The organism is Bradyrhizobium sp. 149 (assembly GCF_023073915.1).
Lineage (GTDB): Bacteria > Pseudomonadota > Alphaproteobacteria > Rhizobiales > Xanthobacteraceae > Bradyrhizobium.
In genome coordinates, this window is sequence record NZ_JADPKK010000012.1 from 204,712 (window position 1) to 226,509 (window position 21,798).

23 protein-coding genes and 1 tRNA gene are annotated in these 21,798 nt (G+C 64.1%); 13 read left to right on the plus strand and 11 right to left on the minus strand.

Annotation, left to right across the window (positions count from 1 at the left end; translation table 11 throughout):
• Positions 1–251: 251 nt before the first annotated feature.
• The 6 genes from IVA88_RS05045 to IVA88_RS05070 form a co-directional block, all read right to left on the minus strand.
• The gene (locus IVA88_RS05045; RefSeq protein WP_247496175.1) at positions 252–1,340 is read right to left on the minus strand and encodes a sn-glycerol-3-phosphate import ATP-binding protein UgpC; all 1,089 of its coding nucleotides are present in this window, start codon (positions 1,338–1,340) and stop codon (positions 252–254) included.
• A 62-nt stretch (positions 1,341–1,402) separates the two neighbouring features.
• A complete protein-coding gene (gene ugpE, locus IVA88_RS05050; RefSeq protein WP_247496176.1) occupies positions 1,403–2,251 on the minus strand; it encodes a sn-glycerol-3-phosphate ABC transporter permease UgpE in 849 nt (282 codons plus the stop codon).
• Entirely contained in the window at positions 2,251–3,132 is an 882-nt protein-coding gene (ugpA, locus tag IVA88_RS05055) for a sn-glycerol-3-phosphate ABC transporter permease UgpA (protein ID WP_247496177.1), read from the minus strand. Before ugpA ends, ugpE begins: the two co-directional genes overlap by 1 nt.
• Positions 3,133–3,179: 47 nt before the next feature.
• On the minus strand, positions 3,180–4,496 hold the full coding sequence (ugpB, locus tag IVA88_RS05060) for a sn-glycerol-3-phosphate ABC transporter substrate-binding protein UgpB (RefSeq protein WP_247496178.1): 1,317 nt from the start codon (positions 4,494–4,496) through the stop codon (positions 3,180–3,182).
• A 220-nt stretch (positions 4,497–4,716) separates the two neighbouring features.
• Positions 4,717–5,934 (minus strand): CaiB/BaiF CoA-transferase family protein, encoded by a 1,218-nt coding sequence (locus IVA88_RS05065; protein ID WP_247496179.1) that lies wholly within the window; start codon positions 5,932–5,934, stop codon positions 4,717–4,719.
• 190 nt (positions 5,935–6,124) lie between these two features.
• Complete coding sequence (locus IVA88_RS05070; protein WP_247496180.1) at positions 6,125–6,550, minus strand: organic hydroperoxide resistance protein; 426 nt, start codon at positions 6,548–6,550, stop codon at positions 6,125–6,127.
• A 152-nt stretch (positions 6,551–6,702) separates the two neighbouring features.
• On the opposite strand from IVA88_RS05070, the gene IVA88_RS05075 reads away from it, so the two are divergent.
• On the plus strand, positions 6,703–7,164 hold the full coding sequence (locus IVA88_RS05075; protein WP_247496181.1) for a MarR family transcriptional regulator: 462 nt from the start codon (positions 6,703–6,705) through the stop codon (positions 7,162–7,164).
• Positions 7,165–7,178: 14 nt separating this feature from the next.
• Here IVA88_RS05075 and IVA88_RS05080 read toward each other — a convergent pair whose 3' ends face one another.
• The 3 genes from IVA88_RS05080 to IVA88_RS05090 form a co-directional block, all read right to left on the minus strand.
• Positions 7,179–7,421: a GIY-YIG nuclease family protein gene (locus tag IVA88_RS05080; RefSeq protein ID WP_247496182.1), complete on the minus strand. Its 243-nt coding sequence runs from the start codon at positions 7,419–7,421 to the stop codon at positions 7,179–7,181.
• 135 nt (positions 7,422–7,556) lie between these two features.
• A tRNA-Ala gene (locus IVA88_RS05085) sits at positions 7,557–7,632 on the minus strand.
• Positions 7,633–7,698: 66 nt separating this feature from the next.
• Positions 7,699–8,109: a TIGR02300 family protein gene (locus tag IVA88_RS05090; RefSeq protein WP_007598417.1), complete on the minus strand. Its 411-nt coding sequence runs from the start codon at positions 8,107–8,109 to the stop codon at positions 7,699–7,701.
• Positions 8,110–8,281: 172 nt separating this feature from the next.
• On the opposite strand from IVA88_RS05090, the gene aroA reads away from it, so the two are divergent.
• The 12 genes from aroA (at position 8,282) to IVA88_RS05150 (ending at position 20,309) form a co-directional block, all read left to right on the plus strand.
• Entirely contained in the window at positions 8,282–9,619 is a 1,338-nt protein-coding gene (gene aroA / locus IVA88_RS05095; RefSeq protein ID WP_247496183.1) for a 3-phosphoshikimate 1-carboxyvinyltransferase, read from the plus strand.
• Positions 9,616–10,254: a (d)CMP kinase gene (gene cmk, locus IVA88_RS05100; protein WP_247331477.1), complete on the plus strand. Its 639-nt coding sequence runs from the start codon at positions 9,616–9,618 to the stop codon at positions 10,252–10,254. Before aroA ends, cmk begins: the two co-directional genes overlap by 4 nt.
• 265 nt (positions 10,255–10,519) lie before the next feature.
• Positions 10,520–12,226 carry a 30S ribosomal protein S1 gene (rpsA, locus tag IVA88_RS05105; protein WP_247496184.1) on the plus strand — a complete coding sequence of 569 codons (1,707 nt, stop codon included), beginning with the start codon at positions 10,520–10,522 and terminating at the stop codon, positions 12,224–12,226.
• Positions 12,227–12,423: 197 nt separating this feature from the next.
• Positions 12,424–13,404: a signal peptide peptidase SppA gene (gene sppA / locus IVA88_RS05110; protein ID WP_247496185.1), complete on the plus strand. Its 981-nt coding sequence runs from the start codon at positions 12,424–12,426 to the stop codon at positions 13,402–13,404.
• A 172-nt stretch (positions 13,405–13,576) separates the two neighbouring features.
• Positions 13,577–13,882, plus strand: a complete 306-nt coding sequence (locus tag IVA88_RS05115; RefSeq protein ID WP_007598410.1) for an integration host factor subunit beta — start codon at positions 13,577–13,579, stop codon at positions 13,880–13,882.
• A gap of 70 nt (positions 13,883–13,952) precedes the next feature.
• Positions 13,953–14,345: a lipopolysaccharide assembly protein LapA domain-containing protein gene (locus IVA88_RS05120; RefSeq protein ID WP_247496186.1), complete on the plus strand. Its 393-nt coding sequence runs from the start codon at positions 13,953–13,955 to the stop codon at positions 14,343–14,345.
• Positions 14,346–14,426: 81 nt separating this feature from the next.
• Positions 14,427–15,098 carry a phosphoribosylanthranilate isomerase gene (locus IVA88_RS05125; RefSeq protein WP_247496187.1) on the plus strand — a complete coding sequence of 224 codons (672 nt, stop codon included), beginning with the start codon at positions 14,427–14,429 and terminating at the stop codon, positions 15,096–15,098.
• Positions 15,095–16,312, plus strand: coding sequence for a tryptophan synthase subunit beta (trpB, locus tag IVA88_RS05130; RefSeq protein WP_247496188.1), 1,218 nt, complete (start codon positions 15,095–15,097; stop codon positions 16,310–16,312). The genes IVA88_RS05125 and trpB overlap by 4 nt, the downstream gene beginning before the upstream one ends.
• Entirely contained in the window at positions 16,309–17,145 is an 837-nt protein-coding gene (gene trpA, locus IVA88_RS05135; protein ID WP_247496189.1) for a tryptophan synthase subunit alpha, read from the plus strand. The genes trpB and trpA overlap by 4 nt, the downstream gene beginning before the upstream one ends.
• A gap of 124 nt (positions 17,146–17,269) precedes the next feature.
• A complete protein-coding gene (accD, locus tag IVA88_RS05140; RefSeq protein WP_247496190.1) occupies positions 17,270–18,211 on the plus strand; it encodes an acetyl-CoA carboxylase, carboxyltransferase subunit beta in 942 nt (313 codons plus the stop codon).
• On the plus strand, positions 18,208–19,551 hold the full coding sequence (locus IVA88_RS05145; RefSeq protein ID WP_247496191.1) for a folylpolyglutamate synthase/dihydrofolate synthase family protein: 1,344 nt from the start codon (positions 18,208–18,210) through the stop codon (positions 19,549–19,551). The genes accD and IVA88_RS05145 overlap by 4 nt, the downstream gene beginning before the upstream one ends.
• A gap of 17 nt (positions 19,552–19,568) precedes the next feature.
• Entirely contained in the window at positions 19,569–20,309 is a 741-nt protein-coding gene (locus IVA88_RS05150; protein WP_247496192.1) for a metallophosphoesterase family protein, read from the plus strand.
• 9 nt (positions 20,310–20,318) lie between these two features.
• On the opposite strand, the gene IVA88_RS05155 is transcribed toward IVA88_RS05150, so the two are convergent.
• Complete coding sequence (locus IVA88_RS05155) at positions 20,319–21,332, minus strand: ATP-dependent DNA ligase (protein WP_247496280.1); 1,014 nt, start codon at positions 21,330–21,332, stop codon at positions 20,319–20,321.
• A gap of 140 nt (positions 21,333–21,472) precedes the next feature.
• Entirely contained in the window at positions 21,473–21,793 is a 321-nt protein-coding gene (trxA, locus tag IVA88_RS05160) for a thioredoxin (RefSeq protein ID WP_007598398.1), read from the minus strand.
• Between the last annotated feature and the right edge of the window lie 5 nt (positions 21,794–21,798).

Below are 21,798 nucleotides of genomic sequence, written 5' to 3' on the forward strand. Positions count from 1 at the left end.
GGTTCAAGGACGTAGCGGGGGCTGTGGATTGGCCATCCCTACGCTGCTCACCCACAGCTCAATCGCGGAGAGATTGTCATGGCGGGTGCGTCCCGGCGATCCGCGGCCTTCCTTGCGGCGGTCAGAAGGGGATGCGCGGACAAGCCTGGGCACGACGAATTTGCGAGCGAATTATCGCAATGAAAACAGGCACCCCGCTACTGTGCATGGGGTTGTTTTCGCGGTTTGATCGACGCGACCTGCGGAACTGGTCAGGCCTCGATGCGTGTCCGCCCGTCGCCGCTGAACAGATGCAGCTTTTGGCGCACCGCTGCGACGCGGATTTTTTGGCCGATCGGCGGCGCCTCGGAACCGGGGATGCGGACGATGACCTCGCCGGGCGGCAGCTCGCCGGGGTTGGCGGCGATGCGCTGTTCGTCCTGCTTCCGCGTGCCGTAGATGAAGGTTTCGGCCCCGACGCGCTCGATCGCTTCCACCGTCAGCGGCAATGCGACGCCGCCGGCGGGCGTCTCGTCGGTGATGACGAAGTCTTCCGGGCGGATACCGAGGATGCCGGCATCGGCCGCGGTGCTGCCAGCGAGCTGAGAGCCGATCTCCTCGGGCCGCGTCGACATCAAATTCATCGGCGGCGCGCCGATGAAGGAGGCGACGAACGTCGTCGCCGGCTTCTCGTAGATCGCCAGGGGATTGCCGACCTGCTCGACCTGGCCGCCATTCATCACGACGAGAACGTCGGCGAGCGTCATCGCTTCGAGCTGGTCGTGGGTGACGTAGATCGACGTGGTGTTGAGCCGGCGCTGCAATTTGCGGATCTCGACCCGCATCGCGATGCGCAGCTTTGCGTCGAGGTTGGACAGCGGCTCGTCGAACAAGAACACTTTTGGCTGGCGCACGATGGCGCGGCCCATGGCGACGCGCTGGCGCTGGCCGCCGGAGAGCTGGCGCGGCTTGCGCTCCAGCATCGACGTCAGCTCGAGCACGCGTGCGGCTTCGTCGACGCGGGTCTTGACCTCGTCCTCCTTCATGCCACGGTTGCGCAGGCCGTAGGCCATGTTGTTGAAGACGCTCATATGCGGATAGAGCGCGTAATTCTGGAACACCATCGCGATGTCGCGGTCAGCGGGCTCGATCTGGTTGACGATTCGGCCACCGATGTCGATCTCGCCCCCGGTGATGGTTTCGAGCCCTGCGACCATGCGCAGCAATGTCGACTTGCCGCAGCCGGAGGGACCGACCAGCACGCAGAATTGTCCGTCGCCGACATCGACGTTGACGCCCTTGATGGCCTCGAAGCCGCCGAGATAGGTCTTGCGGACGTTGCGGAGGGTGACGTTAGCCATGAAAACTCACTTCTAAAAACCTACTTCCAAGAACCTACTTCCAAGAACCTACTTCCAAGAACCTACTTCTCAGTCTCGACCAGGCCGCGCACGAACAGTTTCTGCATAACGACCACGACGAACACCGGCGGCAGCATCGCGAGCACGGCGGTGGCCATCACGATCGGCCATTCGGTCAGCGCGTCGGTGGTGGTGATCATCTTGCGGATGCCGACCTGGATGGTCTGCATGTCGTCGCGGGTGGTGATCAGCAGCGGCCAGAGATACTGATTCCAGCCGAGAATGAAGAGGATCACGAACAGCGCCGCCATGTTGGTCCGCGACAGCGGCAGCAGCGTGTCCCAGAAGAAGCGGAACGGGCCGGCGCCGTCGATGCGCGAGGCCTCCAGCAGCTCGTCCGGCACCGTCATGAAGAATTGGCGGAACAGCAGCGTCGCGGTGGCCGAGGCAATCAGCGGCAGTGACAGACCGGCGTAGCTGTCGAGCATGTGCAGATCGGCGACGATCTTGTAGGTCGGGTAGATGCGCACCTCGACGGGCAGCATCAGGGTGACGAAGATGATCCAGAAGATCGGCATCCGGAACGGAAAGCGGAAATAGACGATCGCGTAGGCCGAGATGATCGAGATTGCGATCTTGCCGACTGCGATCAGCAGCGCCATCACCAGCGAGTTCAGCATCATGTTGCCGACGGGCTCGCGGGTCGAGCCGCTCGTGCCGACGAAGATGGTTTGGTAGTAGACCTCGAAGAAATGCCCGCCCGGCAGCAGCGACATCTGCCCGTTGGCGATCAGCGCGTTGTCCTGGGTGGAGGCCACGATCGCGATGTAGACCGGGAACGCGACGATGGCGATCCCGACCCAGAGGATGAAATGAGCGACGTAGCGCCGAAAGCCCTCTTCCTCGACCATCAGTAGGTCACCTTGCGTTCGACGAAGCGGAACTGGATTCCCGTCAGCACGATGACCATGACCATCAGGATCACCGATTGCGCGGCCGAGCTGCCGAGATTGCCGCCGAGCAGGCCGTCGGAATAGACCTTGTAGACCAGCGTCTCCGTCGACTTGCCTGGACCGCCGCGGGTCATGGTGTCGATGATGCCGAACGTGTCGAAGAAGGCATAGACGATGTTGACCACCAGCAGGAAGAAGATGGTCGGCGACAGCAGCGGGAACGTCACGGTCCAGAACCGCCGCATCGGGCGCGCGCCGTCGATCGCGGCGGCCTCGAACACGGATTTCGGGATGGCCTGCAGACCGGCGAGGAAGAACAGGAAATTATAGGAGATCTGCTTCCACGCTGCGGCGAGGATGATCAGCGCCGCGGCCTGGTCGCCGTCGAGCAGTGGATTCCAGTCGATCCCCATTCCGCGCAGATAGCGCGAGAGCACGCCGAGCGAGGGATGCAGCATGAAAATCCAGAGCACGCCAACGACCGGCGGCGCCACCGCGTAGGGCCAGATCAAGAGCGTGCGGTAGAGCATCGAGCCGCGCAGCGGCTTGTCCGCCATCACGGCGAGCAGCAGCGCGAGCGATAGCGACGAGACCGCAATGGCAAACGAGAAGAAGAAGGTCCGGAGGATTGCCTCGAAATAGGCTGCGTCCTTGAACAGCTCGATATAGTTCTCGAACCACACAAAGGTCGTCGACAGACCGAAGGCATCCTGGAGCAGGAACGACTGGATCACCGCCTGCAAGGCCGGCCAGTAAAAGAAAATCAGGACGATCGCGAGCTGCGGCGCAACCAGCGCGTAGGGCAACAGCTTTGTTTGGAAAATCGCTTGCTTTTGCATGATGCCAGCAGAGCGGCAGGCCGGGTCGCGGCCTGCCGCTCATTGCCTCACTTGACGGCGGTCTTTTCGAACTGCCGCAGCATCGTGTTGCCGCGCTCGACGGCGGCATCCAGCGCCTGCTTGGCGGTCTTCTTGCCGGCCAGCGCCTGCTCGATCTCTTCCGACCAGACATCGCGGAGCTGAACCATGTTGCCGAGGCGCAGACCGCGCGAATTCTCGGTCGGCTCCTTGTTGGTCAGCTCGAGCAGCGGGGTCTCGAGATAGGGCTGATCCTTGTAGAAGCCCTCTTCCTTCGCCTTGGCGTAGGCCGCCTTGGTGATCGGCAGATAGCCCGAAGCCTTGTGGATATAGACCTGGCGATCGGTGTCCGAGAGGAAGGTCAGGAATTTTGCGACGCCCTTGTATTCGTCGGCCGATTTGCCGCCCATGACCCAGAGCGAAGCGCCGCCGATGATCGAGTTCTGCGGTGCGCCCTTCACGTCCGGATAATACGGCATCGGCACCGCGGTAAAGTTGAACTTGGCCTGCGCCTTGACGTTGCCGAAGAAGGCCGACGAGGTCAGGTAGATCGGACATTCGCCCGACGTGAAGCGGCCTTCGCCGGTGTTGGTGCGGCCGGCATAGTCGTAGACCTTGGTCTTCTGAAGCTCGACCAGGGATTCGAGATGCTTGACCTGAAGCGGCCCATTGAACTCCAGCACCGTGTCGAAACCGTCGAGGCCGTTGGCCTTGCTGGCGAGTGGCACGTTGTGCCAGGCGGAGAGCTGCTCGAGATTGACCCAAGTGACCCAGGAGCCGGAGAAGCCGCAGGTGTCATGACCGGCAGCCTTCAGCTTCTTGGCGGCCTCGAACGTTTCGGGCCAGGTCTTCGGGATCTCGACATTCGCTTTCTTCAGCTCGTCGAGGTTGACCCACATCACGGTGGACGACGAGTTGAAGGGGAAGGACAGCATCTCGCCCTTCGATGTCGAGTAATAGCCGGTGATGGCCGGCAGGTAGATCTTGGGATCGAACTTTTCGCCGGCGTCGGCCATCAGCTTGTAGACGGGCTTCACGGCGCCGGTCGCAGCCATCATGGTCGCGGTGCCGACTTCGAACACCTGCATGATGTGGGGCGCGTTGTTGGCACGGAAGGCCGCGATGCCCGCGTTCATCGTGTCGGCATAATTGCCCTTGTAGGTCGGGACGACCTTGAAGTCAGGCTGCGACGCGTTGAAGTCGGTGGCGAGCTTGACGATGACGTCGTTGTTGGCGCCGGTCATCGCGTGCCACCACTGGATTTCGGTCACGGCCAAGGCCGGTGAGGCCGACATTCCAACTGTGAGTGCAATAGCGGCAGCCGCTCCAAAGTGTCGAAGAGCCATCAAGTAAACCTCCCTTGGGCCGTCAAAAATGATCGCTTGCGCTAGCAGCGCCATATGACGTTCACATGACTGTGTAAGCGGCCGAAACGAAAGCGGCAAGCGCTGGAAAAGGGAAGCCGTCAAATAGGCGAATGCCGAGCGCGCAGCGTCGAACGTTCGCGGTGCACAGAGCGCCCGCGCCGCAGTGCGGCATTGCCGTCGGATGTAGAAGGCGAGGGACCTAGCGCTTGCGCTCGGGTCCGCAGACCGTGCCTTGCTCGACCATCGCGTCGATCTCGGACCTGGAGTAGCCGAATTCGCCCAGCACCTCGGCGGCGTGCTGGCTGAATTTCGGCGGCAGGCGACGCAGGCTCGGCTTGCTGCGATCGAGCCGGATCGGGGACGCGACGCCCTTGTACCAGTCCTTTTCGATAATATCGCCGCGCGCGATCGTGTGCGGGTTGGTCAATGCCTGGTCGATCTTCTGCACGGGGCCTGCGGGCAGCCCTGCGGCAAGCAGGCGATTGCACAGCGGCTCAGCCTCGTGCTGGCTGAACACCGCGGCGAGCTCGGCCCGCAGCGCCTCGCGATTGGCGATGCGATCCTTGTTGCGGGCAAAGCGCGGATCGGTGCCGAGTTCGGGCTTGCCGATCTCCTTGGCCAGCTTGCGGAAGGTGCCGTCATTGCCGACGCCGATGAAGATGTTGTCGGTCTTGGTCGGGAAGATCGCATAGGGCACGAGGTTGGGATGCTCGTTGCCCGTGAGCGACGGCGGCCTGCCATGCATGAAATAATTCGCGGTGTGCGGATGCATGATGGCGAGACCCGTCTCGTACAGCGTCGTCTCCAGGAATTGGCCCTGGCCCGAGCGCTGCCGCTCCGACAGCGCCATCAGGATGCCGATCGCCGCATAGAGGCCGGTGCCGATGTCGACCAGGGGCACGCCGATCCGCATCGGCCCGCTATCGGGCGAGCCGGTCGCAGCTATCATGCCGGTCATCGCCTGGATGATGGCGTCATAGCCGGGATTGCCGCCGCGCGGGCCGTCGGCGCCGAAGCCGCAGATCCGGCAATGCACAAGCCGCGGGAATTTTTCGCGCAGCACCTCGTTGCCGATGCCCCATTTCTCCAGCGTGCCCGGCTTGAAGTTCTCGATCAGGACGTCGGCGCTCTCCAGCATCTTGAGCAGCACGGTCCGGCCGCCCTCGGAGGCGAGGTCGAGGCCGATCGAGCGCTTGTTGCGGTTGATGCCGATGAAATAGGCCGCGTCATCCTCGTGGAAGGGAGGGCCCCAGTCGCGGACCTCGTCGCCTGCGGGCGGCTCGACCTTGATCACGTCGGCGCCGTGGTCGGCGAGGATCTGGGTGCAATAGGGACCGCCGAGCACGCGGGTGAGATCGATGACGCGCAGGCCGCTCATTGCGCCCGTGGCAGCTCCGGAACTGGCGGCTTCAGTCATGCCTACGCTTCTCCTGTGGCGGCGCTCGAACACAGGCCTAGCGAGGTTTTTTTGCCCCAGCAATGGCTTGCCGCGTGGGGGCCGCATGCAGCGCGAGCCGCAATCCCGCGGCATGGCAAATGACGGCTTGGCAAATCAAACAGAATTGGCCGGCCCGAGGGGGATCCCGGGCCGGCCAATCCGCGCATGATCAGACGACCGTCAGGCGAACGTCGACATTGCCGCGCGTCGCGTTGGAATACGGACACACCTGGTGCGCCTTCTCCACCAGCGCCTCGGCTTCCGCACGGGCGAGGCCCGGCAGCGAGACGGCAAGGTCGATGTCGAGGCCGAAACCGCCTTCGGAGCGCGGGCCGATGCCGACGGTCGAGGTCACGGAGGCGTCAGCCGGAACCTTCGGCCCGCCCTGCGAGGATACGAACTTCATCGCGCCGATGAAGCAGGCGGCATAGCCCGCCGCAAACAGCTGCTCGGGATTGTTGCCGGCGCCGCCTCCGCCGCCGAGCTCCTTCGGCGTGGTGAGCTTGACGTCGAACGCGCCGTCGAGGGTCGCAGCATGGCCGTCGCGGCCGCCGGTGGCTTTTGCGCTGGTCTTGTAGAGGACGTTCACTGACATTTTCGTCTCCCTGAGTTTTCGGTGGGGCGCGATCTTTATGGCAAACAATTAGATTGTGCGCAATTGAAATTATAGCGCCTCACATTTAATTGTTCGCAATTGAATGTGCCGCCGGCCGGCCCCAGAATGGAGCAGGTCCTGTGAGATTCTCCATGCCCCGGAAACATTCGGCAGCGGACGCCCCGCTGCGCCTCGACAACCAGATCTGCTTCGCGGTCTATTCGGCCGCGCACGCCTTCAACCGCGTCTACAAGCCGCTGCTGGACCGGCTCGGCCTGACCTATCCGCAATATCTGGTGATGCTGGTGCTGTGGGAGCGCGACGACGTGCCGGTCAAGGACATCGGCGAGAAGCTGTTCCTGGATTCGGGCACATTGACGCCGCTGCTCAAACGGCTCGAAGCCGCTCACCTCGTCAAGCGCACGCGTTCGAGCGAGGACGAGCGTCAGGTGCTGATCGCGCTGACCCCGCAGGGCCACGCCTTGAAGGACAAGGCGCGCGCCGTGCCGCAATCGATCCTGGCGGCATCGGACTGCTCGGTCTCGGAACTGGTCGCGATGAAAGACGAAATTGTCGGGTTGCGCGATAGGTTGAACGCGGTGATCGGGGAGTAGGGGGCTTTACGCGCTTAGGACAGCCGTTTCTTTGCGAAGGCCCGGCCGGAGTGAGACTTCAAGTATGCCTCAAAAGCCAGCGCTTTGTACTTGTCAGGGAAGGCGCAGTACCAGATCAGTTTCCAAGGCTTGAATTTGGCGGTGTGGCTGGATTTGCCCGCGTTGTGCTCTGGAATCCGCCGCTTGAGATTTTCAGTGGCCCCAACGTATTCCTGCTCGGGAAATTCGATGCTGCGCAGGATGTAGACGTACCACATTGACGATTATCGCCTGAGCAACCGCTGCGTGGGAACCTCACCAGTCCGTCTTCGCCCTTCGGGCTTCGCCGGACACCACGCTTCACCCTTCGGGCTGTGCGCGGCTGCGCCACGCGTAGCCCGAAGGGCGAAGCGTGGTGGAGCCAGGCGGGATCGAACCGCCGACCTCTTGCATGCCATGCAAGCGCTCTCCCAGCTGAGCTATGGCCCCTTAACCGTCCGACGCGCCTTGGGCGACGCGTCGGGAAAGACCCAGAACCACAGTTCTGGAATTATCTCAAGTCTCTTCGTCGCCGCCGACATCACCAATGATGTCGGTGACGTCCTCATCGCCCTCTTCGTCGTCGGCGATAAAGGTGGAATCATCGTCGTCATCGTCCTCGATGGTCTCATCGACTTCGATGTCGTCCTCGGATTCGGGCACGACGGCCTTGACCTTGCCGGTGTTCTCCTCGGCATCGGCCTCCTCAAGCGAGACCTCCTCGACCTCCGCCGGCTCCGGCGTGGCGTCGGCGGCAGCCGCTGCGTGGCGGGCTTCGGCGCCACGCGGTGCGCGAGCCGGTGCAATCGGCGCGATCGGCACGACTTCTCCGGTATAGGGCGAGATCACCGGATTCTTGTTGAGGTCATAGAACTTTTTGCCCGTGGTCGGGCAAATACGTTTAGTTCCGAGTTCGGACTTGGCCACGGCAGAGGAATCCTGGGAATGTCTGAAAAGCGGTGCTTCACTTGGCTAGTTGGCGGCCCGCTGTCAATAGCGCATTACGGGAGAACGACATGCCCGTGACGGCGGGGAGACCATGTGGTACCTGCCCCGCGAGTCCCGCAGGGATGCTTCGGGCCTATCCAAGGACACAAACTTGACCGATTCCGACAAGCCGACGCCGCTCCGGTCGCGCGCCAGCGGTCCCCTGACCGGGAAAGTACGGGTGCCCGGGGATAAGTCGATCTCCCATCGCGCCCTGATCCTCGGCGCGCTCGCAGTCGGAGAGACGCGGATTTCGGGCCTCCTGGAGGGCGAGGACGTCCTCAACACCGCCAAATCCATGCAGGCGCTTGGCGCCAGGGTCGAGCGCACCGGAGAGTTCGCCTGGAAGGTGAACGGTGGGGGTGTCGCGGGCTTCGCCCAGCCCAAAGCGCCGCTGGATTTCGGCAACTCCGGGACCGGCTGCCGGCTCGTCATGGGCGCTGTCGCCGGCTGCCCGATCTCGGCGATTTTCGACGGCGATGCCTCGCTGCGCAGCCGGCCCATGCGCCGGATCCTGGATCCCCTGGAAAAGATGGGCGCGAAGGTCCTCTCCGGCGGCGAAGGCGGCCGTCTGCCGCTGACCGTGCAGGGTGCGCGCGATCCGCTGCCGATCATCTACCAGACGCCGGTCGCTTCCGCCCAAATCAAGTCCGCCGTGCTGCTCGCGGGGCTCGCCGCGCCGGGAACCACAACCGTCATCGAGACCGAGGCCAGTCGCGACCACACCGAGTTGATGCTCAAGCATTTTGGCGCCGAGATCACCTCGACGCGGGAGGGTCAGCACGGCCGCCGGATCACGCTGGTGGGGCAGCCTGAGCTGCATGGCGCCAATGTCGTCGTACCCGCCGATCCCTCATCGGCGGCGTTCCCCATCGTTGCCGCGCTGATCGTCGAAGGCTCCGACATCGTCCTGTCCGACGTCATGACCAATCCGCTGCGGACCGGTCTTTTCACCACGCTGCGCGAAATGGGTGCCTCGATCGAGGAGAGCGAGGTTCGGGGCGACGCCGGCGAGCCGATGGCGAAGCTGCGCGTACGCGCCTCGAAACTGCGCGGCGTCGCAGTGCCGCCGGACCGCGCACCGTCGATGATCGACGAATATCTGGTGCTGGCAGTGGCGGCCGCCTTCGCCGAGGGCACGACCATCATGCGTGGCCTGCAAGAGCTGCGCGTCAAGGAATCCGACCGCCTGGAAGCCACCGCCGCCATGCTCCGCGTCAACGGCGTCAAGGTCGAGGTCTCCGGCGACGACCTAATCGTTGAGGGCCGCGGCCACGTCCCTGGCGGTGGCACTGTGGCCACCCACATGGACCACCGCATCGCGATGTCCGCGCTGGTGATGGGCTGCGCCTCCGATCAGCCCGTGACAGTCGACGACACCGCCTTCATCGCCACCAGCTTTCCGGATTTCATCCCGATGATGCGTTCGCTTGGGGCCGACTTTTCATGATCATCGCCATCGACGGGCCCGCGGCGTCGGGCAAGGGCACGCTCGGCAAGCGTCTTGCCCACCATTACGGCTACCGTCATCTCGATACCGGCGTGATCTATCGCGCGGTGGCCTATTCCCTGATGCAGTCCGGTCATGATCTCCGGGACGAGGCGGCGGCGGTCGCTGCGGCGCTGGAACTCGACCCCGAAAAGTTCGGCAATCCCGCCCTGAAGACCCAGAAGGCCGGCGAGGGTGCCTCCATCGTCTCGGCGATCCCCAGAGTCCGGGAGGCCCTGGTCAATTTTCAGCGGCAATTCGCCGCCGATCCGCCTGGCGCGGTGCTCGATGGCCGGGATATTGGAACCGTGATCTGCCCCCATGCCGACGTGAAGATATTCGTCGTCGCCGATCCCAGGGTCCGCGCCCGCCGCCGGACCATGGAGGCCAAGGCGCGGGGCGAGGAGGCCGACGAGGCGGCTGTGCTCGCCGACATCATCCAGCGCGACGAACGCGACAAAAACCGGCCGATCGCGCCCCTCAAACCCGCCCCCGATGCTTACTTGCTAGATAACTCCCAACTGGATATAGAAGGCGGCGTCCGGGCCGCCATCGACATTATCGAGGCCGTCCGAGCGGGCCGGTCGCGGGGTTAAGCCGCAGCCGTCATTGGAGGAAGCGCCCGCTCCCGCTCTTTGAGGTCGATACCCTCGGTCCCTGTTCGGGGCCGGCGCGATCCAGGCTCCGGACAAAGATTTCCACGTATCGAACGCGCGGGCCTCAGCCGGCCCGCTTCCGCTGTTCCGCCTTAAGGTCGGAGCAACGAGCGGTCGCTCGAAGGTTCTGCGGACCTTCCGACACTGCGCGTGCGATGCGCCCATGAACCCAACGGCCGGCACGACATCCGCAACTGGAGAACAAATGGCTTCGACTTCTGCTGATACCTATAGCCCGTCGCGCGACGATTTCGCCGCGATGCTCGACGAGTCCTTCGCAGGTGGCAACCTGCAGGAAAGCTCCGTCATCAAGGGCAAAGTTGTTGCAATCGAAAAGGACATGGCCGTCATCGACGTCGGCCTGAAGACCGAGGGCCGCGTTGCCCTGCGCGAATTTTCCGGCCCCGGCCGTGACAGCGAGCTCAAGGTCGGCGACGAGGTGGAAGTGTTCCTCGATCGGATCGAGAACGCGCTGGGCGAAGCCGTGCTGTCGCGCGACAAGGCGCGCCGCGAGGAGAGCTGGGGCAAGCTCGAGAAGGCGTTCCAGAACAACGAGAAGGTCAACGGCGTCATCTTCAACCAGGTCAAGGGCGGCTTCACCGTCGACCTCGACGGCGCCGTGGCCTTCCTGCCGCGCTCGCAGGTCGATATCCGTCCGATCCGCGACGTTGCGCCGCTGATGAACAACTCGCAGCCGTTCCAGATCCTCAAGATGGACCGTCGCCGCGGCAACATCGTCGTCTCGCGCCGCACGGTTCTCGAAGAGACCCGCGCCGAGCAGCGTCAGGAGCTGGTGCAGAACCTCGAAGAGGGTCAGGTCATCGACGGCGTGGTCAAGAACATCACCGATTACGGTGCGTTCGTTGATCTCGGCGGCATCGACGGTCTGCTGCACGTCACCGATATCGCGTGGCGCCGCGTCAACCATCCGACGGAGGTGCTCTCGATCGGCCAGACCGTGAAGGTCAAGATCATCAAGATCAACCACGAGACGCACCGCATCTCGCTGGGCATGAAGCAGCTGCTGGACGATCCGTGGCAGGGCATCGAAGCCAAGTACCCGCTGGGTGCCCGCTTCACCGGTCGCGTCACCAACATCACCGACTATGGCGCGTTCGTCGAGCTCGAGCCGGGCATCGAAGGCCTGATCCACGTCTCCGAGATGTCGTGGACCAAGAAGAACATGCACCCCGGCAAGATCGTTTCGACCTCGCAGGAAGTCGAAGTGCAGGTGCTGGAAGTCGATTCCGTCAAGCGCCGCATCTCGCTCGGCCTCAAGCAGACCATGCGCAACCCGTGGGAGGTCTTCGTCGAAGGTCATCCGACCGGTTCGACGGTCGAGGGCGAGGTCAAGAACAAGACCGAGTTCGGTCTGTTCCTGGGCCTTGAGGGCGACGTCGACGGCATGGTCCATCTCTCCGACCTCGACTGGAAGCTTCCGGGCGAGCAGGTGATCGACAACTACAAGAAGGGCGACATGGTGAAGGCCGTGGTGCTCGATGTGGACGTCGAGAAGGAGCGCATCTCGCTCGGCATCAAGCAGCTCGAAGGCGACCCATTCGCCGAGCCGGGCGATGTCAAGAAGGGCGCGGTCGTGACCTGCGAAGTGCTCGAAGTGAAGGAGAGCGGCATCGAGGTGAAGATCACCGGGACCGACTTCACCACCTTCGTGAAGCGCTCGGAGCTCGCCCGTGACCGCAACGATCAGCGCGCCGAACGCTTCGCCGTCGGCGAGAAGGTCGATGCCCGCGTGATCCAGTTCGACAAGAAGGCCCGCAAGGTCCAGGTGTCGATCAAGGCGCTCGAAGTCGCCGAAGAGAAGGAAGCCATCGCGCAATACGGCTCCTCCGATTCGGGAGCGACGCTCGGCGACATCCTCGGCACCGCGCTCAAGAATCGCGACACCAAGTAAGCGAAACGTACGTTTCGCTGCATCAAAGCCCCGGCGGAAGCCGGGGCTTTTTTGTTGCATATGTCGGCCGGCTACGCGGCCTCCGCCGAGCCAGGCCTTGTTTTCTTCAAATTGCGCCGCAATTGATGTATCCAGATAAGCCGATGGTCACGCTGTGACGGCACAACGCGCCTTGTCTTTCATTTGGAGATATTCCGATGTCGCTCGATTCGGACATCATCGTCGATCGCCGCAGGATCCGCCGCAAGCTGACATTCTGGCGCGTGCTGGCCGCGCTGATCGCGATCGCGGCGATCGCAGGCTTCGCGCTGGTCGCGACACCGGGTGCGCGCGGCACTTTCGCGGCTGCCGGCTCGATCGCGCGGGTCCATATCGACGGCCTGATCCGCAGCGATTCCGATCGCACGCAGGCGCTGGAGCGACTGGAGAGTTCGCAGGCTGCCGCCGTCATCGTCCACGTCAACTCGCCGGGCGGCACCACTGCCGGCTCCGAGCAGCTCTATGATTCGCTTGTCCGGCTGAAAGCAAAGAAGCCGCTCGTCGTCGTGGTCGAAGGCCTCGCCGCCTCCGGCGGCTACATCACCGCGATCGCCAGCGACCACATCATCGCCCAGCAGAGCTCGCTGGTTGGCTCGATCGGCGTGCTGTTCCAGTTTCCGAACGTCACGGAGCTGCTGAGGACCGTCGGCGTCAAGGTCGAGGAGGTGAAGTCCACGCCGCTGAAGGCCGCGCCCAACGGTTTTGAGCCGACCAGCCCCGAGGCGCGGGCCGCGCTCGATGCGCTGGTGAAGGATTCCTACGCCTGGTTCAAGGGACTGGTGAAGGAAAGGCGTGGCATGGATGACACGCAGCTTGAGAAAGTGGTTGATGGCCGTGTCTTCACCGGACGCCAGGCGATCGATCTCAAGCTGATCGACCAGATCGGCGACGAGAAAACCGCCGTGACCTGGCTGGTCGAGCAGAAGGGCGTCAAGAAGGGACTCTCCGTGCGCGATTACAAGCTCGAGCCGCGCTTCAGCGATCTGCCGTTCCTCAAGACGGCGGCCGCCGTCACGCTGGAAGCGCTGGGTTTGGGCTCGATTGCGCATCAAATCGGCCAAACCGGCGTGGTGCAGGCGGTTGATCGGCTCGGAATGGATGGAATGCTGGCGTTGTGGCAGCCGGCGGCGTCGAACTGACCGGAACCGGGCGAGCCCCAGAGGTTTTTCCCGTTCGACGCGTGCGGGGCCAGCCCGCTTTTTCGGCATTTGTCACGCATTTTCACGACGCTCGACCTTCATTTAGCGTCTTGACAGATCAAGGTATTTTCACGGAAATGGTCATCCGCACGCTCCCGGGTCCTATCTCTCGATGATCAAATCCGAACTTGTTCAGCGTATCGCCGAGCACAACCCGCATCTGTACCAGCGGGATGTCGAGAACATTGTGAATGCGATTCTCGAAGAGATCGTAGCGGCTCTCGCGCGCGGTGATCGCGTCGAGTTGCGCGGCTTCGGTGCCTTCTCGGTCAAGCATCGCCCTGCGCGCGCAGGGCGCAATCCGCGCACCGGCGCCCATGTGCCCGTCGACCAGAAGAGCGTTCCGTTCTTCAAGACCGGCAAGGAAATGCGCGAGCGGCTGAATCGCGACCACCCGGATCCAGGCGCGCCAGACTGAGGCCGACCTCAGGGTTTTCCGCGGTCGCAGCGATGCGGCCGCAAGCTTGATTCAAGGCGAGCGAGCCGAGATGCGAAAGTTCCTGACCGCGCTGATCGTGATTCCGCTGGGCCTGATCCTGATGGTCTTCGCCGTCGCCAACCGGCATTTCGTCACGGTCTCGTTCGATCCCTTCGTTTCCAACGACCCGTCATTCTCGGTCACGCTGCCGCTGTTCCTGCTCCTGATCGTGGTGGCTGCGCTCGGGGTCCTCGTGGGCGGTTGCGCCGTCTGGTTCGGTCAGCGGCACTGGCGGCGTGCGGCGCGCCGGCATGACGCGGATGCCCGGGCCGCGCGGCGCGAACTGGCCGATCTGCGGGCCCAGGCGGCCGCAGCAAAGCCCGAGTCCCAGCGCCTTCCCGTTCCCTCCGGGGTCGGCCTTTACGGGCCCGTCGGGCGAGACAAGCAGCGCGCGACGTTGTAGAAGCGGCCGCAACCGAAAAGCCCGTTTTCCGGCCGCGGACCCGCGGTCTCCATTTGCTTTGAGCCCACATCCCTCGAGAACATGTCCCTGCTCGTCAAAATCTGCGGCCTGTCCACGCCCGAGACGCTCGAAACTGCGCTCGAGGCGGGTGCCGACATGGTTGGGTTCGTGTTCTTCCCGCCGTCGCCGCGGCATTTGTCGCTGGAAGTCGGCCGGAAACTCGGCGGGCAGGTGAAGCGGCGCGCGCTCAAGGTCGCGCTCACCGTCGATGCCGACGATGCCACGCTCGACAACATCATGGACGCGCTGTCGCCGGACATTTTCCAGCTTCATGGCACGGAGAGCGTGGCGCGGCTGCGCGACATCAGGCAGCGGTTCGGTCGGCCGGTGATGAAGGTCGTGCCGGTCGCAACGTCAGCCGATCTCGCTGTGCTGGCTGGTTACGCCGCTGTCGCCGATCGCGTCCTGTTCGACGCGCGCGCGCCGAAAGACGCGACCCGGCCCGGCGGCCTGGGTGCACCGTTCGATTGGCACCTGCTCGAAAACCTTGAGCTTGCGCTGCCGTATATGGTTTCGGGCGGACTGCATGCAGGGAACGTCGCCGAAGCCGTTCGCGTGACCCGCGCCGGTGGTGTCGACGTCTCCTCCGGTGTCGAGAACGCCCCGGGCGTGAAGGACCCCGAGATGATCAAGGCCTTCATTCGCGCCGCGCGCGCAAGCCAAGATGCAAATCAAGAGTTGAGCGTCCGATGAATGTCGTAAAACCCAATTCCTATCGCAGCGGCCCCGACGAGCGCGGCCATTTCGGCATTTTCGGCGGACGCTTCGTGGCCGAAACCCTGATGCCGCTGATCCTCGATCTGGAGAAAGCCTACACCGAGGCCAAGGCCGATCCGGCGTTTCAGGCCGAGATGAACGGTTATCTCAAGAATTATGTCGGCCGGCCCTCGCCGCTCTATTTCGCCGAGCGTCTGACCGAGCATCTCGGCGGCGCAAAAATCTATCTCAAGCGCGAAGAGCTCAATCATACCGGCTCGCACAAGGTGAACAACGTGCTCGGCCAGATCATGCTGGCGCGGCGCATGGGCAAGAAGCGCATCATTGCCGAGACCGGCGCCGGTCAGCACGGTGTGGCCACCGCGACGCTGTGCGCGCGCTTCGGTCTCGACTGCGTGGTTTATATGGGCGCCGTCGACGTCGAGCGGCAGCAGCCCAACGTCATCCGCATGGAGATGCTGGGCGCAAAGGTGGTCCCGGTGCAATCGGGCACGCGCACGCTGAAGGACGCCATGAACGAGGCGCTGCGCGACTGGGTCACCAACGTGCACGACACCTTCTACTGCATCGGCACCGTCGCGGGGCCGCATCCTTATCCGACGCTGGTGCGCGACTTCCAGGCGATCATCGGCAACGAGACCAAGGCGCAGATGCAGGAGGTCGAAGGCCGCCTGCCGGATTCGCTCGTCGCCTGCATCGGCGGCGGCTCCAACGCGATGGGCCTGTTTCATCCGTTCCTCGACGATTCCACGGTCGAGATCTTCGGCGTCGAAGCTGCGGGCCACGGGCTGACGCAACTGCATGCGGCCTCGATCGCGGGCGGCCGTCCCGGCGTGCTGCACGGCAACCGTACCTATCTCTTGATGGACGCGGACGGCCAGATCCAGGACGCGCATTCGATCTCTGCGGGCCTCGACTATCCTGGCATCGGTCCCGAGCACTCATGGCTGCACGAGATTGGCCGCGTGAACTATCTCTCCGCGACCGACGACGAGGCGCTCGCAGCGTTCCAGCTGCTGTCGAAGCTCGAAGGCATCATCCCCGCGCTCGAGCCGGCACATGCCATCGCCAAGGTGATGGAGCTCGCGCCGAAGCGGACAAAAGATCACCTGATGGTCGTCAACCTCTCCGGCCGCGGCGACAAGGACGTCCCGCAGGTCGGCGACATCCTGAGGGGCAAGAGCAAGTGACCACGCGTATCGACACCCGTTTCGCCGAGCTGAAGAAAGCCGGTCGCTCGGCCTTCGTCACCTTCCTGATGGCCGGCGATCCCGATCCGGCGACCTCGCTCGAGATCATCAAGGCGCTGCCGAAATCTGGCGCCGACGTGATCGAGATAGGCATGCCCTTCACCGATCCGATGGCCGACGGTCCGTCGATCCAGGCGGCAGGCCTGCGCGCGCTCAAGGCCGGCATGACGCTGAAGAAGACGCTCGATCTCGTGCGCGGCTTCCGCAAGGACGACAACACGACGCCGATCGTGCTGATGGGCTATTACAACCCGATCTACATCTATGGCGTCGACAAATTCCTGGTCGATGCGAAGAGTGCCGGCATCGACGGCCTCATCATCGTCGATTTGCCGCCGGAAGAGGACGACGAGCTCTGCCTGCCCGCGATGAAGGCCGGCCTCAACTTCATCCGGCTTGCAACGCCGACCACCGACGACAAGCGGCTGCCGGCCGTGCTCGCCAACACGTCGGGCTTCGTCTACTACGTCTCTATCACCGGCATCACCGGCGCTGCGGCCGCGGACTCCACGGCCGTCGGCGAGGCGGTTGCCCGCATCAAGCGGCACACAAAGCTGCCGGTCTGCGTCGGCTTTGGCATCCGTACACCGGAGACCGCCCGCTCCATCGCGTCGCATGCCAATGGCGCCGTGGTCGGCACCGCGCTGGTCGATGCCCTCAAGAACAGCCTCGATGCGGACGGGCACGCCACCGGCAAAACCGTTAACGCAGTCGCCGAGCTGACGGCGGCTCTGGCCCAGGGCGTCAAAGGCGCGCAACAGGCGGCGGAATAAGCCTTAATTCCGCTGCCAAGTCCGATGAGCAAGGCGGACGACACGGCGGCTTGCCGGGATGTGGCCCGGCCGCCATATATCCCTTCAGGCGGTCCCCAGGCGGGATCGCACATCGGAGCAAACCATGAACTGGCTTACCAATGTGGTCCGGCCGAAGATCCGCAACATGCTGCGGCGGGAGACGCCGGAGAATCTGTGGATCAAGTGCCCGGATTCCGGACAGCTCGTGTTCTACAAGGACGTCGAGGCCAACCAGTTCGTCATCCCCGGCTCGAACTACCACATGCGCATGAACGCGGTGGCGCGTCTGAAGTCGATTTTCGACAACGAGACCTGGTACGACGTCGCGCTGCCTGACGTCACGCCCGATCCGCTCAAGTTCCGTGACGAGAAGAAGTACGTCGACCGTATCAAGGATGCCCGCGCGCGGACCAATCTGAACGACGCGGTCAAGGTCGGCTACGGCAAGCTCGAAGGTGCCGCCGTCGTCGTCGCCGTGCAGGATTTCGACTTCATGGGCGGTTCGCTCGGCATGGCCGCGGGCGAGGCTCTCGTGCGCGGACTGGAGCTTGCGGTCGAGAAGAAGTCGCCGTTCATCGTGTTCGCCGCCAGTGGCGGCGCGCGGATGCAGGAAGGCATCTTGTCGCTGATGCAGATGCCGCGCACCACGGTCGGTGTGCAGATGCTGCGCGAGGCAAAGCAGCCCTACATCGTCGTGCTGACCAACCCGACCACCGGCGGCGTCACCGCGTCCTATGCGATGCTCGGTGACGTGCAGATCGCCGAACCCGGCGCGCTGATCGGTTTTGCCGGCGCGCGCGTGATCGAGCAGACCATTCGCGAAAAACTCCCCGAGGGTTTTCAGCGCGCCGAATATCTCAAGGAGCACGGCATGGTCGACATGGTCGTGCATCGCCACGAATTGCGCCCGACCCTGGCGCGGCTCTGTCGGCTGTTGACCAGGGCGCCGGCGCATGAGACCGCCTCGAAACCGGTGCAGCCGGTCGTGAGCCCGGCGCAGATTGTATCGGCTCCTGAGACGGCGCCGGCCGCGCCGCACGCGTGAACGCTTCCTCTGACAGCGCAAAGCCGTCGCTCGGCGAATTGATCGGGCGGCTGTCGGCCCTGCATCAGAAGCGCATCGATCTCGGGCTGGAGCGGATGCATCGTCTGCTCGAGCGGCTCGGTCATCCCGAGCGCAAGCTGCCGCCGGTGATCCATATCGCCGGCACTAACGGCAAGGGCTCGACGCTCGCTTATCTGCGCGCGACGCTGGAGGCCGCGGGCCTGCGCGTCCACGCCTACACGTCGCCCTATCTCGTCCGCATCAACGAATGTTTCCGGCTCGGCCGCGTCAGTGGCGGCGTGCTGGTCGGTGACGACGAGCTGCGTGCGGCGCTGGAAGAGGTCGAGCGTGTCAATGCCGGCGAGGCGGCAACCGTGTTCGAACTCAAGACGGCGGCTGCGTTTCACCTGTTCGCGCAGAACCCGGCCGATGTGGTTCTGCTGGAGGTCGGCCTTGGTGGCCGGCTTGATTCAACCAACGTGGTCGATACACCAGCGGCCTGCGTGATCACGCCCGTCAGCATGGACCACATGGACTTTCTGGGCGACACGCTGACGTCGATCGCGGGCGAAAAGGCCGCGATCATCAAGCGCGGCGTACCCGTCATCTGCGCCGAACAGCCGGGCGAAGCGATGGCGGTGATCGAGGCGCAGGCCAAGCGCATGCGCGCGCCGTTGTTCGCCGCAGGTGAGAGCTGGCATGTCAATGTCGAGCGCGGGCGGCTGGTCTATTCCGATGAGCGCGGCTTGATGGATCTCACGGCGCCGCGCCTGTTCGGCCGCCACCAGTTCGACAATGCCGGCCTCGCGATCGCGACGCTGCGAGCCACCAACGCCTTCAAGATCAACCAGGCGGCGTTCGAGGCCGGGATCGTCGGCGCGGAATGGCCGGCGCGGATGCAGCGCATCGCTTCGGGCGAGCTGCTCTCCTGGGGGCCGCAGGGATCGGAGATCTGGCTCGACGGCGGCCACAATGCGGAAGGCGGCCGTGTCGCGGCGGCCGCGCTCGGCGATCTCGAGGAGCGGGTGTCGCGGCCGCTGGTCGTCATCGCAGGCATGATGGCCAACAAGGACGCGCAGGGTTTTCTCGCCAACTTCGCCGGTCTGACCCGTCACATCATCGCGGTGCCGATTCCCGACACCGACAACGCGATGCCGGTCGACCGCCTCGCGGATGCCGCCCGCAGCCTCGGCATGCGCGTCGAGCCCGCGCCCGGCATCGAGGCCGCACTGCGCGCCTTGGCGAAGCTCGCCTACGAAGTGCCGCCGCGCATCCTGATCACCGGCTCGCTCTATCTCGCCGGCCACGTGCTCGCCCTCAACGGCACGCCTCCTGCATAAGGGCTAGGGTGACCAACATGCGTTTTGCCGCGATTGCCGACGTTCACGGAAACAATCTCGCGCTGGAAGCTGTGCTCGCCGACATCCGCGCGCAAGGCGTCGCCGACATCGTCAATCTCGGCGACATGCTGAGCGGTCCGCTCGATGCGCGCCGCACGATCGAGATCCTGATGAAGCTCGAGGCCGTGCACGTGCTCGGCAATCACGACCGCTATCTGCTCGACCGTCCGCCGGAGAAGATGGGCGCGTGGGATCGTCCCGCCCATGCGCAACTCGATGCTGCGCAACTCGACTGGCTGCGCGCGCAACCGATGACGCGGGTCTTTCGCGATCAGGTGTTCCTCTGCCACGCGACGCCCGACAATGACGAAGTCTATTGGCTCGACACCGTGCATCCCGATGGCGCGGTGGCGCTGTCGCCCCTCGATCGCATCGAGCAATTTGCGCAAGGCATCACGCAATCGCTGATCCTGTGCGCCCACACCCATCTCGCCCGTGCGGTGCGACTTCGCGACGGTCGGCTGATCGTCAATCCCGGCAGCGTCGGCGGCCCCGGCTATCGTGACAAGCATCCGTTCCCGCATGTGGTGGAGGCTGGCACGCCGCACGCGCGCTATGCGATCCTCGAGCTAGCCGATGGTGCCTGGCAGGCCACGTTCCGCCACGTCGTCTACGATCATGAGGAGATGGCCGCGCTCGCGCGCCGCAACGGCCAACCGGAGTTGGCAAACGCGCTGGCGACGGGATGGATTGCCTAGCGGCTACGGCTACATCTGTTTCAACATCTTCATCGGGTCGGCCACTTTCTGCTTCAACTGCTCGAAGCTGCATTGCCGCGGTGCCTTGTCAGGGCGCCAGCGCAGGATCGAGGTGCCGTGGCGGAAGCGCTCACCGCTGAAATGATCATAGCAGACCTCGATCACCAGCTTCGGCTTGAGCGGACACCATTTTGCCGACCGCTCGGTCGACCAGCGACTCGGCCCGCCCGGCGCGTTGCCGGTGAAGCCCGGTTCGCCGATCAGCGCCTCCAGCCGATCGGTCAGATCAGGTTTTTCCGTCGCCTTGATCGCCGAGGTGAAGCCGACATGATGCAGCAGACCTTCGTCATCGTAGAGCCCGAGCAGCAGCGAGCCGACCACGCTGCGGCCGGAGAGCTTGTTGGTGGCATAGCGGAAACCGCCGACCACGCAATCGGCGCTGCGAAATTTCTTGATCTTCTGCATGCCGTCGCGATTTCCGGCCTGATAGGGTAGGTCGCTGCGCTTGGCGATAACGCCGTCCGAGCCGCCGCCGGATTGCGCCAGCCATTTTTTCGCAATGGCGTAGCTCGTTGTCGCCGGGGAGAGGCGGAAGATGCTGCCTTTCAGATTGGCTTTGGCAAACGCTTCCAGCGCCTGCCGCCGCTCGCTCAGCGGCTGCTCGGCAAGCTGCTTCTCCCTGGCCGTCGCGAGCAGATCGAAGGCGAGATAAAGCGCCGGCGTTTCCTGAGAGAGCTTGTTCACGCGGCTTGAAGCGGGGTGAATACGTTGCAGCAGCGCGTCGAAAGAAAAGCCCTTGCCGTGCGGCACGACGATCTCGCCGTCGAGCGTGAAGCGGTCCGCCTTCAGCTTCAGCGCCGCGCCGACGATCTCGGGGAAATAGCGGGCGAGGTCCTCGCCGGATTTCGAGCGCAGATCGACGCTGCTGCCGTTGCGCGACAGCAGGCAGCGGAAGCCATCCCATTTCGGCTCGTACTGCCACTCCTTGCCGCGCGGGATCGCGTCGACCGAGCGCGCCTCCATGGCCACCAGAGAGGTCGATTTTCGCGCGCGCTTTGCGGGGGGAGGCACGGCTGGGACTCGTCTTACGCTGGACATGCCTCATCAACGCAAAACGGCCGGCTTTCGCCGGCCGTTTCAAAAATAAACTCGTGCGAGCCAGCTCAGACCGCGGAGGTGATCCACTGCTGCAGCTTCGCCTTCGGCGCCGCGCCGACTTGACGGGAGGCCATCTCGCCGCCCTTGAAGATCATCAGGGTCGGGATCGACATCACGCCATACTTGGACGCGGTCTTCGGGCTCTCGTCGACGTTGAGCTTCACGATCTTCACCTTGTCGCCCATGGCGCCGGCGATCTCGTCGAGCGCGGGTGCGATCATGCGGCAGGGGCCGCACCATTCGGCCCAGAAATCGACGACCACGGGGCCGTTTGCCTTGAGCACTTCGGCTTCGAAATCAGTGTCAGAAACCTTACCAACGGCCATGGGAG